Here is a 12,204-nt window from a genome sequence, read left to right on the forward strand (position 1 = left end):
TTACTTGCCGAAGCGCTTCTTGAAGGCGTTATCGGTGAAACCCACGCTCACGTCATCGCCGGAAACCACCACTGGCCGTTTGATCAGCGCGGGGTATTCCTTGAGCAACAAGGTCCACTCCGGGTCCGTGCGCGGATCCTTGCGCTGCGGAAGCAACGTGCGCCACGTCGTCGACGCCTTGTTGATCAGTTTTTCCCAACCGCCCAGTTGCTCCGACCACGCCTTCAGCGTGGCCGGCGGCACGGGGTTCGCGCGGTAGTCGACGAAGGCGTATTCAACACCGAAGCGGTCGAGCCAGTTGCGCGCCTTCTTGCAGGTGTCGCAGTTCGGCAAACCGTAGAGCGTGGTGGCCATCGACTCACTCACCGCTGCGCAGCAGTTCGTTGATGCCGGTCTTCGAGCGGGTCTTCTCGTCCACCTGCTTCACGATGATCGCGGCATACAGGCTGTGGCTGCCATCCTTCGCCGGCAGGCTGCCCGCGACGACGACGCTACCCGCCGGCACGCGGCCATACGAGACCTCGCCGGTGGCGCGGTTATAGATACGCGTGGACTGGCCGAGGAACACGCCCATGCCGATCACCGAGCCCTTCTCCACGATCACGCCTTCGACGACTTCCGAACGCGCGCCGATGAAGCAGTTGTCTTCAATGATCGTCGGGTTCGCCTGCAGCGGCTCGAGCACGCCACCGATGCCCACGCCACCGGAGAGATGCACGCCGGAACCGATCTGCGCGCACGAGCCCACCGTGGCCCAGGTATCAACCATGGTGCCGGCGCCGACATAGGCACCGATGTTGGTGTAGCTCGGCATCAGCACCGCATCCTTCGCGATGTGCGCGCCACGGCGCACGAGCGCGCCCGGAACGACGCGCGCGCCGAGGTTTGCGTATTCGGTGGTGTCGCCGTCGGTGAAGCGCAGCGGCACCTTGTCGAAGGCGCTGGACGGGCCGCCGTCCATCACGCGGTTGCCGTTCATGCGGAAATACAGCAGCACGGCTTTCTTCAACCAGGCGTTTACAACCCAACCGCCCTTGCCATCCGGCTCGGCGACGCGGCGCTCACCCGATTCCAGCAGGTTCAGCACCTGATCGACGACCACACGCAGGCCGTTATCGCCTTCGATCTCATTCTGGGTCAGGTCGGCACGGCGCTCAAAGGCGCTCTCGATCACGGATTCAAGCGTTTGCATTTGCATCAACAGGGGTCCTGGGGGTTTCGAAACCAATATGGCGCAGCAGGCACTCGCGCAGGATCTCCTGGCGCTCGGGCGAAAGGGCTGCGTTGCTCCGGTCGGTGAGCTGGAAGAAATCTTCGACGCGCTCGCCGAACGTGGCGATACGCGCATCATGCACGCGCACCTCCGCTTCGGCCAGCGCCTGCGACACAGCGGCCAGCAGGCCGGGGCGGTCGGTACATACGAGGGCGAGCTGGGTACGCTCGCCCACGGGGTTGAACGTAACGCGCGGTGCCATCTGGAAATGCCGAAGGTGTCGCGAAATCCCGCGCTTGGGTGCGCTGTGCCCTTCGGGGTGATCCAGTGCGCGCATCAGACGCAGGCGTAACTCTTCCGCACGCTGCAGCGAGGCCGGCGCCTGGGTATCCGATTCCAGCAGCAGGAACGTATCCAGGGCCATGCCGGTATTCGAGACCAGGATGCGCGCCTCGACGACGGAAAAGCGCAGGCGGTCGAGCACCGCCGTGACCGTGGCAAACAGGCCATCGCGGTCCGCCGCATAGACGAACAGCTCGGTGCTGCCACGCACGGAGAACGGGTGCACTTCGACCATCGGCGTATCCCCGCCGGCGCGAAGGATGGCCGCGGTCTGCCACGCGATCTGCTCGGGCCGGTGGCGCAGGAAGCTCAGGTCGGGGAACTCGGCCCAGACTTTCGCGATATCGTCCGCGGCGAAATGCTCGGCGACGAGCATGCCCAACGCACGCTCACGGCATTCGCGCACGCGCGAGCCGGCAATGGCCGCATGGCTGATATCGCTGCGCAAGGCAAAACGCGTCGCGGTGTAAAGATCGGACAGCAAGCGGTCTTTCCAGGCGTTCCATAGTTTGGGGCTGGTGCCGATGATGTCCGCGATCGTGAGCAGGTACAGGTGATCGAGATGTTCCCAATCGCCCACGACCGAAGCGAACCGATGCACCACGTCCGGATCGGTGATGTCCTGGCGCTGTGCCGTGGTGCTCATCAGCAGGTGCTGGCGAACCAGCCATGCGACGAGGTCCACCTGCTCCTCAGGCAGGCGCAGGCGGGTGCAGAAGGCACGCGCGTCTTCTTCACCGAGCACCGAGTGATCACCACCGCGCCCCTTGGCGATGTCATGGAACAACGCCGCCAGCAGCATCAGCTCCGGGCGTTCGATATGCGGCCAGATCTCGCAGCCCAGGGGGAATTCGCGGCGTGCGCCCGCATCGGCAAAGCGCGCCACGTTACGTAGCACGCGCAGCGTGTGCTCATCCACCGTGTACACGTGGAAAAGGTCGTACTGCATGCGACCGACGACCTTGCCGAACGCCGGCAGGATCGCGGCAAGCAGGCCATGGCGATTCATCCGCCACAACGCATCCACCGCCGGTGCGCCACGCCGCAGCAGGGCGAGGAAGGCATCGAGTACCGCCTGGTCATCGGCCAGGCCTTCGCCGTGCAGTGAGACCGCGTGCTGGATCCGGCGCATCGTTTCGGCCGTAAAGCCGGTGATGCCTGGCGCATCGAGGCGCGCAATGAAAATCTCCACCAACGCGGCGGGCCGGCGGACAAACAAGTGCGGGTTACTGACGGCAATGCGCGAGCCGTAGCGCAGGTAGTCGCTGCCAATGGGTTCAGGCTCGGTCGTCGGGTCCAGCATCTCCTCGAAGCGTTCGACCAGTTGCGTGCCCGATCGCTCGATCTGCGTGGCCGCGCGGTAGTAGCCCTGCATGAACTGCTCGACGCCCAGGTTCTTGGCGTGCTCATCCTCGAAACCGAGCCGCGTAGCCAGCGCACGCTGGTAGTCGAACAGCAGGCGCTCCTCGGCCCGCCCCGCTTCCAGGTGCAATGCGTACCGGTAACGACGCAGGGTTTCCTCCGCACGACTGAGGCGCGCAGCCTCCACCGGCTCCAGGAGGCCCTCGGCGATCATCGCGTCGAAATCCGGGGCGTTTGCCAGGCGACGGCCCAGCCAGCGCAGCGCATCGAGCGTGCGCAGGCCACCGGGGCCGTCCTTCAGGTTCGGCTCGAGGTTTTGGGCGGTATCGTCATAGCGGGCGTGGCGCGCGTCGCGCTCAGCGAGGCGCGCCGCGAGGTACTGCCGGGGTGGCCACAAGGCCGGGTCATCCAGGATGCCGCGAAGTTCATCCGCGAGAATCGGCCAGCCCGCCAGGCGGCGGCCATCAAGGAGGCTGGTGAACACGCTGGCGTCCTGGGCGGCAAGCTCGCGGCACTGGGCCACGGTGCGTACCGCGTGGCCGGGCTTCAGGCCAATATCCCACAGACAGGCGAAGAAGTTCTCGAGCGCGCGATACAGGGCCGGCGAGCTCTCGCCCACCATGGCCAGCAGGTCCACGTCGGAGCTGGGAAACAGCATGCCGCGGCCGAAGCCGCCCACGGCGAACAGCGTGGCGGCGGCCATGTCGCCCAGGCAGGCGCCCCAGGCGTGCACAACCACTTTTTCGACGATCTGCGCGCGGCGACGGGCCAGGGCCGAGGCGTCTTCCCCCTCGCCAAAGGCGGTATTGAGGGCGCGATCGGAGTCGCCCAGCAACTGGCGCAGGGAGCGGCGCGCTTCCGGCGAAACACCGGAGCGGGGAACGACCGCGGGCAGGCGTGGAAGCGGAGGAAGCGTCACGTCAGGGCCCCTAGACGGTAGTTTGGCGCCCCCACGCCGCGCAGGCCGGGGGCGCGAGGAACGTTAAGCGGCGTCCGGCCAGGGTGTCAGGATCTCGAAACCGTCTTCCGTCACGGCCACGGTGTGCTCCCACTGGGCTGAAAGCGAGTGGTCCTTGGTGACCACTGTCCAGCCATCGGGCAGCGACTTGGTGTGCGGCTTACCAGCGTTGATCATCGGCTCGACCGTGAAGGTCATGCCCGGCTTGAGCTCCAGGCCCGTGCCCTGGCGGCCGTAATGCAGCACCTGCGGCTCGTCGTGGTAGACCTTGCCGATACCGTGGCCACAATACTCGCGGACCACCGAGAAACCCGCCGCTTCGGCGTGCTTCTGGATCGCGGCGCCGACGTCACCCAGGGTGGCGCCCGGCTTCACCGCCTCGATGCCTTTCATCATGGCTTCGAACGTGGTCTCGACCAGGCGCTTGGCCAGCACGCTGGGCGTGCCGACGAAGTACATGCGGCTGGTATCGCCGTGCCAGCCATCCTTGATGACCGTGACATCGATATTGATGATGTCGCCGTCCTTCAGGACCTTGGTATCGGTGGGAATGCCGTGGCAGATCACATGGTTGACCGAGGTGCAGACGGTCTTCGGGAAGCCCCGGTAGCCGACATTGGCCGGGATGGCCTTCTGCACGTTCACGATGTGATCGTGGGCCAGGCGGTCCAGTTCCTCGGTGGTGACACCGGGCTTTACGTGGGGCACCAGCATGGCCAGCACTTCGGCGGCGAGGCGGCCGGCTTCGCGCATGGCCTGGATCTCTTCGGGGGTCTTCGGTACGACTGCCATGGTATCTCTCTCTTTTTCCTTTGCCCTCAGGGGGATGGGCTCTCCACCCACGTGGCGGCGCCCCGGCTGGTTTTCCACCCCATGCCTTGCGGCGGATGGGCTGGGGGCGCTACAATTAGCGAGTTTTGCTGCCCGGCGATGCCAGTTTTACCTGGCCACGGGAGCGAAACCGAAGCGCGATTGTAACCGCACGACGCCACCATTGGCCCGGCGCAAGGCAATCGCTTTTAACGCCACACACGCATCGGCACCGCCTTCGGGGTGCCTTGCCCCGCCGTCGACGAGCGAAAGGCTCCGCGGCACGGGCAGGGTCGAAGCCGGGGATGCGTGGAGGTCCCAACCCCCATAGAACCGCCCCAGAGCGGTTCACCAGGAGTAATTCCATGGCACAAGTCACCATGCGCGAGATGCTGGAAGCCGGCGTCCATTTCGGCCACCAGACCCGCTACTGGAACCCCAAGATGGCTCCGTACATCTTCGGCGCCCGCGGCAAGATCCACATCATCAACCTCGAGAAGACCCTTCCGCTCTTCAACGACGCGATGAACTTCCTCTCGGGCCTGGCCCAGAAGGGCGGCACCATCCTGTTCGTCGGCACCAAGCGTTCGGCCCGCGAAGCGCTGGCTGAAGAAGCCGGCCGCGCCAACCAGCCGTTCGTCACCGCCCGCTGGCTCGGCGGCATGCTGACCAACTTCCGCACCGTGAAGCAGTCGGTTGCCCGCCTGAAGGAACTCGAAGCCGCCGAAACCGACGGTTCGTTCGACCGCCTGGTCAAGCACGAAGTGCTGGCCCGTCGCCGTGAGCGCGAGAAGCTCCAGAACTCGCTGGGCGGCATCAAGGACATGAACCGCCTGCCGGACGCCCTCTTCATCGTGGACATCGGCCACGAAGACATCGCCGTCCAGGAAGCCCGCAAGCTCGGCATCCCGGTCGTCGCCGTCGTCGATACCAACTACGACCCGGCCCTCGTCGACTACGCCATCCCGGGTAACGACGACGCCATCCGCGCCATCCAGCTCTACGCCCGCGCCGCTGCCGACTCCATCCTGGAAGGCAAGGCCGCCGCTCCGCAGCACGCCGCCCGTGGCGATGCCAACGAGTTCGTGGAAATGGACGAAGCCGGCAACCCGGTTGCTAAGGACGAAGCCCCGCGTGGCGAGCGTCGCAACGACCGCGGCCCGGCCAAGAAGGGTGCACCGCGTCGCGAAGGCGGCCGTGACGGTGGTCGTGGCCGCGCGTAAGCGCCCCACCCCGTAACCCGCTCTTCCGTTTTACCCGCGCCGCGGCACCCGCCGCGGCGCACTTCAAAACTTTGAGGAATTACCATGGCTGAGATCTCTGCAAGCCTCGTCAAGGATCTGCGTGAGCGTTCGGGCGTCGGCATGATGGAGTGCAAGAAGGCACTCGTCGAAAACAATGGCGATATCGAAGCGGCGATGGAATGGCTGCGCAAGAACGGCATGGCCAAGGCTGACAAGAAGGCCGACCGCGTCGCCGCCGAAGGCCTCGTCGCCGTCGCCACCCATGGTGGCAAGGGCGTCATGGTCGAAGTGAACAGCGAAACCGACTTTTCGTCGCGCAACGAAGCCTTCATCCAGTTCACCAAGGATGTGGCCAACGTCGCCCTCGAATCGGGCGCCAAGGACATCGAGACCCTGAAGGCCGCCAAGCTCGGCGACACCACGGTTGAAGACGCCGCCAAGGCCCTCACGCTGACCATCGGCGAGAAGTTCGACGTCCGCCGCATCGCCACTGTCGAGACCGACAGCGTGCTGGGCGCGTACTCGCATGGCGGCCGCATCGGCGTGCTCGTGGCACTCAAGGGTGGCTCGGAAGAGCTGGCCAAGGGCATCGCCATGCACGTGGCTGCGATGAACCCGAAGTTCATCAAGGTCGAAAACGTCCCGGCAGATTTCCTTGAGAAGGAAAAGGAAATCGAGCTCTCGAAGATGTCGGACAAGGAAAAGCAGAAGCCGGCCGAGATCCTCGAGAAGATCGTGTCGGGCAAGATCAACAAGATCCTTGCCGACGTGACCCTCGTGGGCCAGGCCTACGTTATCGACACCGAGATTACCGTGGCTGATGCCCTGAAGAAGGGTGGCGCGGAAATCATCTCCGTCGAGCGTCTCGCCGTTGGCGAAGGCATCGAGAAGGTGGTCGACGACTTCGCTGCCGAAGTGATGAAGCAGGCTGGTCTGGCGTAAGCCACCCCGCCTCGCTAACGAAAAAGCCCGGCATTTGCCGGGCTTTTTTTATGCCTGCGTTTCGAGACGGCTCGCCTTCGGCTTCGCGGGGCTCGGCCTTTGGCCATCGCGTTGGCGCTCGGACGTCTCTGGAAAGAGCCCTTGGCACCCACCCTCGCTGCTCAGACAAGTCTCCAACGTTCGAAAGGGACGCCCCTCCGGGGCCATGTACTTATTGCCCTACGGGCGCGAACCGGCGTGCGGACGGGGGTTTGAAACTCGCCTTCCCTGGCTCGGTTTCAAACGACCGGCCATCCGTGGCCGGCCCCGCCTGTGGCGGCTGTTCCCGTCCGCCCGCCTCGTCTCCGAAACTCGCCTCGAGGGTGGGCGCCAAGGGCTCTCGGACACACTGAGGCGGATCGGTGGGAAAGCCACCGCCGGCAACACGGCCGACCTCGCGGCACCCCACACCTGACAAACGGCCGAAACACCCGGCCGTAGGAGCCCACCCTGTGGGCGACATCTTTCGCCTCACCGCTCAGGCCCTGTCGCACGGCACGATCGATCAAGAGCCACACGCCGCAAGATCCGGAGTCTGCCGCGAACGGCGTCGCCCACAGGGTGGGCTCCTACGGGGGTGGGCGTTGGCTTGTGGGTAGGTCGCACCTCGGGCGACAAGGCCTGCCGCCACGACCATGGTGCTGGCTCTCCCATCACACGCTCTCAGTGCTTCGGAGAGTCCTCGGCGCCCACCCTCGAGGCGAGTTTCGCAGGCGAGGCAGCCGGGCGGGAACAGCCCCGCAGGGGGGACGGCCATGGATGGCCGTTCCTTTTCGACGAGACAGGGACGTCTCGTCGAAAAGCCCCGCCCGGCTGCCGGTTCGCGCCCGTAGGGCAATAAGTACATTTGCCCCGCAGGGGCACTCCTTTTCGAACGACGAGGACCTGTCTGAGCAGCGAGGGTGGGCGCCGAGGGCTCTTTCCAGAGACGTCCGAGCGCTAACGCGATGGCGTAAGCCGAGCCAGCCCAACGCGATGACGAAGGCGAGCCCGCTCGACCAAACATGCATTCGCGCCAGCGAATGAACCGATTCAAAAAGCACGGCCAGTAAAGGCGTCCCGACGTGAACAGCGACACTTTTTCACGTGCCTGTAACAAAGCCGCCGCGCTACACTACCGCCGTTTTGCCTCACACAAACTGGAGACCCCCCATGAGCACCCCGCTGAACCACCGCCGCATCCTGCTCAAGCTCTCCGGTGAAGCCCTGATGGGCAGCGAAGACTACGGTATCGACCCCAAGGTCATCGGCCGTCTCGCCAAGGAAATCCTCGAAGTCATCGACGCTGGCGTCCAGGTCGGCGTCGTCATCGGCGGCGGCAACATCTTCCGCGGCGCCGGCCTCGCCGCCTCCGGCATGGACCGCGTCACCGGCGACCACATGGGCATGCTCGCCACCGTCATGAACGCCCTCGCCATGCAGGACGCCATCGAGAAGCTCGGCGGCGAAGCCCGCACCATGAGCGCCATCAAGATCAACGAAGTCTGCGAAGACTTCATCCGCCGCCGCGCCATCCGCCACCTCGAAAAGGGCCGCGTCGCCCTCTTCGCCGCCGGCATCGGCAACCCCTTCTTCACCACCGACTCCGCCGCCGCCCTTCGCGCCGTCGAAATCGGTGCCGATCTCCTGCTCAAGGCCACCAAGGTCGACGGCGTCTACAGCGCCGACCCCAAGCGCGACCCCACGGCCACCCGCTACGACCACCTCAGCTACAACCAGGTCATCGAGCGCCGCCTCGAAGTCATGGATACCGCCGCCATCGCGCTCTGCCGCGAAAACAAGCTCCCGCTGCGCATCTACGACATGACCCAGCCCGGCAACCTCATGAAGATCATGAAGGGCGAACCCGTGGGCACCCTGGTGGACGCCGGCTAAACCGGCCTCCGGCCGCCCTGCTATACTCGCCTGCTGACCAGATCCACCGGAAAACCGCCCATGATCAATGACATCAAGAAAGATGCTGAGACCCGCATGGGCAAGAGCATCGATTCGCTCAAGCACGACCTCAAGTCGATCCGCACCGGTCGCGCCAACCCCGCGATCCTCGAGAACATCCGCGTGCCCTATTACGGCAGCGATACCCCGCTCTCGCAGGTCGCCAACGTCACCACGCCCGACGCACGTTCGCTGTCCGTCAAGCCATTCGACAAGGCCATGATCGGCCCGATCGAAAAGGCCATCATGGCATCCGATCTCGGCATCACGCCGACCACCATGGGCATGGACATCCGCCTGAACTTCCCGCCGCCGACCGAGGAGCGCCGCAAGGAGCTCGCCAAGACCGTGGCTAAGGAAGGCGAGCAGGCCAAGATCGCCATCCGCAACGTCCGTCGCGATGCCATCCAGCACGTCGACAAGCTCCTGAAGGACAAGGCCGTTACGGAAGACGACAAGAAGCGTGCCGATGACGACATCCAGAAGCTGACCGACAAGTTCATCAAGGAAGTGGACGACGTCGTCAAGGAAAAGGAAAAGGAGCTGATGGCGCTCTGACGCGCCATCGGTCCTGCGCCCATGGCCGCGAAACCCGATGCCCGGGTTCCCCGCCACATCGCCATCGTCATGGATGGCAACGGCCGCTGGGCGAAGCAGCGTCTTCGCCCGCGGACGTTTGGCCACCACGCCGGCCAGAAGGCCGTGCGTACGGCCGTCGAATTCTGCCTCCAGCGCGGCGTCGCCTCGCTGACGCTGTTCGCCTTCTCCAGTGAGAACTGGTCGCGGCCGGCCACCGAGGTCTCGGCGCTCATGGAGCTGTTCCTGAAGGCCATCGACCGGGAAGTGGATGAGCTGCACGGCAACGGCGTGCGCATTCGCTTCGTGGGCGATCTGGAAGCCTTCGCACCCGAGCTTCGCGCACGCATGCTCGGCGCCATGGAGCGCACCTCCGGCAACATCGCGCTGAACATGAACGTCGCCGTGAATTACGGTGGCCGCTGGGATATCGCCAACGCGGCGCGCCTGGCCGCCGAAGCCGCGGCGCGCGGCGAGTTTTCACTGGCCGAACTCGACGAGCAGCGCCTCAACAGCTTCACCTGCCTCGCCGACCAGCCGCCGCTCGATCTTTTCATCCGCACCGGCGGCGAACGCCGGGTGAGCAACTTCCTGCTCTGGCAGCTTGCCTACGCCGAGCTCTATTTCACCGACACCCTGTGGCCCGATGTCGACCAGGCCTGCCTCGCCGAGGCTCTGGACGACTATGCCCGCCGTGAGCGCCGCTATGGCCGCACGGGCGAGCAGGTCGCCGCAGGCTAACGCCGGACCCCCATGCTGAAGCAACGCATCATCACCGCGCTGATCCTCCTTCCGGCGGTGCTCGCCCTCATCCTGCTGCCGCCGACTACCTTTTTCGCGGCGGTGGTCGCCATCGTCTTCGTCGGCGCGGCGTGGGAATGGGCGCAGCTTGCGGGCTTCCGCACCCCGGTGAGCCGCGGCATCGTTGCCGCCGCCGCTGCCGTCGTCTTCGTCGTGATGTTGGTCGTGAGCACGCATGGCCTGCTGGCCGCGCTTACCTTCGCCGGCGTGGCGTGGTGGATCGGCTGCTGTTTCTGGCTGCGCCATTTTACGTTCGCCGCCGCACCCAACAACGAAAACCGCATGCTGAAGCTCGGTGCGGGCGTCCTTGTCATCCTGCCGGCGCTGGCCGCCGCCACCGATCTCCACGCCAGCGATCGCGGCCACTGGTGGACCCTGCTCGCGCTGGCCATCGTGTGGGCCGCAGACACCGGTGCCTACTTCAGCGGCCGCTACTTCGGCCGCCGCAAGCTGGCACCGAGGATTTCCCCTGGGAAGACCTGGGCCGGTGTTTACGGTGCCGTTGTTGGCGGAGGCCTCGTAGCCTTCGTCGGCGGCTGGCTGCTGGGCGTTGAAGATGGGGCGAAGCTTGTTGGCCTGACCATCCTGGGCGTCATCACCGTAGCCGTAGCGGTCGTCGGCGATCTCTTCGAAAGCCTGATGAAGCGCCACGCTTCGGTCAAGGATTCCGGCAACCTCATCCCCGGCCACGGTGGCCTGCTCGATCGCCTGGATAGCGTCTTCGCGGCCCTGCCGATCTTCGCGGCGGGCAAGCTCCTGCTAGGCCTGTAGCCATGGCCATCCGCCAGGTAGGGGTCCTCGGCGCCACGGGTTCGATCGGCACCAGCACGCTGGATGTCATCGCGCGCCACCCGGACCGTTTCCGTGCCAGCGTGCTCGTCGCGAATCGCGGCACCGAAGCGCTGGCCAAGCTCTGTGAGCGTTTCCGTCCGGATCTGGCCATCGTGGCCGATCCGTCGATGGAAGCCGATCTCGCGCGCCGCCTGGCGGCCGCTGGCGTGCGCTGCGAGATCGCTTCGGGCGCCGACGCGGTTACCGCCGCCGCCGCGGGGCCGCTCTGCGATACGGTCGTCGCAGCCATCGTGGGCGCGGCGGGTCTCGATTCCACGCTGGCAGCGGCGCGGGCCGGCAAGCGCCTCCTGCTGGCGAACAAGGAATCCATCGTGATGGGCGGCGAACTGCTGCTCCAGGCCCTGCGCGACGGTGGCGGGGATCTCATTCCGGTCGATTCCGAACACAACGCCATTTTCCAGTGCCTGCCTGGCGGGCGCCCGAACCTGAACGGCGCAGGTGTGCGTCGGCTCATTCTTACGGCGTCGGGCGGCCCGTTCCGCGGGAAGACCCGCGCCGAGCTCGGCACGATCACGCCGGACCAGGCCTGTGCCCATCCGAAATGGTCCATGGGCCGGAAGATCTCGGTGGATTCGGCGACGTTGATGAATAAAGGCCTCGAAGTTATCGAGGCCCACCACCTTTTCGCGGCACCGGCCGACGCCATCGATGTGGTCGTCCATCCGCAGAGCCTTGTCCATTCGATGGTGGACTACGTCGATGGCTCGGTACTGGCCCAGCTGGGCAACCCGGACATGCGCACCGCCATCGCCTGCGCGCTGGCCTACCCCGAGCGCATCGACGCCGGCGTGGCCCCGCTGGACCTGGCTGCCCATGCCCGGCTGGACTTCGAGCAACCCGATCTGGAGACCTTCCGCTGCCTCGCCCTGGCCTTCCAGGCCCTGCGCGCCGGGGGCGACGCCACGGCCATCCTGAACGCGGCGAACGAGGTGGCCGTGGAGGCTTTCCTCGCCGGCACCCTACCCTTCCTGGGCATCGCCGAGGTCGTTGAACGCGTTCTTGAGGAACTGCCGGCCAATCCTGTGGTCGATGTCCAGACCCTTGTCGAGCGTGATGCCGAAGCCCGACGGGCCGCCCGGGGCGTGCTCCACCGCGCTTACTGCTAAACTCGTTCCACCCAAACGTTTTTT

Annotated in this window: 10 protein-coding genes and 1 pseudogene; 7 read left to right on the forward strand and 4 right to left on the reverse strand. The window is 65.7% G+C overall.

Going from position 1 to position 12,204, the window contains the following annotated elements; translation table 11 throughout:
• The 4 genes and pseudogenes from L2Y96_RS16895 to map form a co-directional block, all read right to left on the reverse strand.
• Complete coding sequence (locus L2Y96_RS16895; RefSeq protein WP_247328491.1) at positions 1 to 354, reverse strand: Spx/MgsR family RNA polymerase-binding regulatory protein; 354 nt, start codon at positions 352 to 354, stop codon at positions 1 to 3.
• 4 nt (positions 355 to 358) lie between these two features.
• Positions 359 to 1,351 carry a 2,3,4,5-tetrahydropyridine-2,6-dicarboxylate N-succinyltransferase gene (gene dapD / locus L2Y96_RS16900; RefSeq protein WP_425492433.1) on the reverse strand — a complete coding sequence of 331 codons (993 nt, stop codon included), beginning with the start codon at positions 1,349 to 1,351 and terminating at the stop codon, positions 359 to 361.
• Positions 1,290 to 3,836 (reverse strand): annotated as a pseudogene (gene glnD, locus L2Y96_RS16905) ([protein-PII] uridylyltransferase); the annotation flags it as partial. The pseudogene glnD and the gene dapD, both read right to left, overlap by 62 nt.
• A gap of 63 nt (positions 3,837 to 3,899) precedes the next feature.
• Positions 3,900 to 4,667: a type I methionyl aminopeptidase gene (map, locus tag L2Y96_RS16910; RefSeq protein ID WP_247328495.1), complete on the reverse strand. Its 768-nt coding sequence runs from the start codon at positions 4,665 to 4,667 to the stop codon at positions 3,900 to 3,902.
• A 383-nt stretch (positions 4,668 to 5,050) separates the two neighbouring features.
• Here map and rpsB point away from each other — a divergent pair, with 383 nt between their 5' ends.
• The 7 genes from rpsB (at position 5,051) to L2Y96_RS16945 (ending at position 12,180) form a co-directional block, all read left to right on the forward strand.
• Positions 5,051 to 5,908 (forward strand): 30S ribosomal protein S2, encoded by an 858-nt coding sequence (rpsB, locus tag L2Y96_RS16915; RefSeq protein WP_045828687.1) that lies wholly within the window; start codon positions 5,051 to 5,053, stop codon positions 5,906 to 5,908.
• 84 nt (positions 5,909 to 5,992) lie between these two features.
• Positions 5,993 to 6,871 carry a translation elongation factor Ts gene (gene tsf, locus L2Y96_RS16920; protein WP_247328497.1) on the forward strand — a complete coding sequence of 293 codons (879 nt, stop codon included), beginning with the start codon at positions 5,993 to 5,995 and terminating at the stop codon, positions 6,869 to 6,871.
• A 1,191-nt stretch (positions 6,872 to 8,062) separates the two neighbouring features.
• Positions 8,063 to 8,785 (forward strand): UMP kinase, encoded by a 723-nt coding sequence (gene pyrH, locus L2Y96_RS16925; RefSeq protein WP_247328499.1) that lies wholly within the window; start codon positions 8,063 to 8,065, stop codon positions 8,783 to 8,785.
• A gap of 60 nt (positions 8,786 to 8,845) precedes the next feature.
• Positions 8,846 to 9,403: a ribosome recycling factor gene (gene frr, locus L2Y96_RS16930; RefSeq protein WP_247328501.1), complete on the forward strand. Its 558-nt coding sequence runs from the start codon at positions 8,846 to 8,848 to the stop codon at positions 9,401 to 9,403.
• 21 nt (positions 9,404 to 9,424) lie between these two features.
• Positions 9,425 to 10,162, forward strand: a complete 738-nt coding sequence (gene uppS, locus L2Y96_RS16935) for a polyprenyl diphosphate synthase (protein WP_247328504.1) — start codon at positions 9,425 to 9,427, stop codon at positions 10,160 to 10,162.
• Between the two features lie 12 nt (positions 10,163 to 10,174).
• Positions 10,175 to 10,993: a phosphatidate cytidylyltransferase gene (locus tag L2Y96_RS16940; protein WP_247328506.1), complete on the forward strand. Its 819-nt coding sequence runs from the start codon at positions 10,175 to 10,177 to the stop codon at positions 10,991 to 10,993.
• An 8-nt stretch (positions 10,994 to 11,001) separates the two neighbouring features.
• Complete coding sequence (locus L2Y96_RS16945; RefSeq protein WP_247337105.1) at positions 11,002 to 12,180, forward strand: 1-deoxy-D-xylulose-5-phosphate reductoisomerase; 1,179 nt, start codon at positions 11,002 to 11,004, stop codon at positions 12,178 to 12,180.
• The last annotated feature ends 24 nt before the right edge of the window (positions 12,181 to 12,204 follow it).

The sequence above is a fragment of the Luteibacter aegosomaticola genome (assembly GCF_023078475.1).
GTDB lineage: Bacteria > Pseudomonadota > Gammaproteobacteria > Xanthomonadales > Rhodanobacteraceae > Luteibacter > Luteibacter aegosomaticola.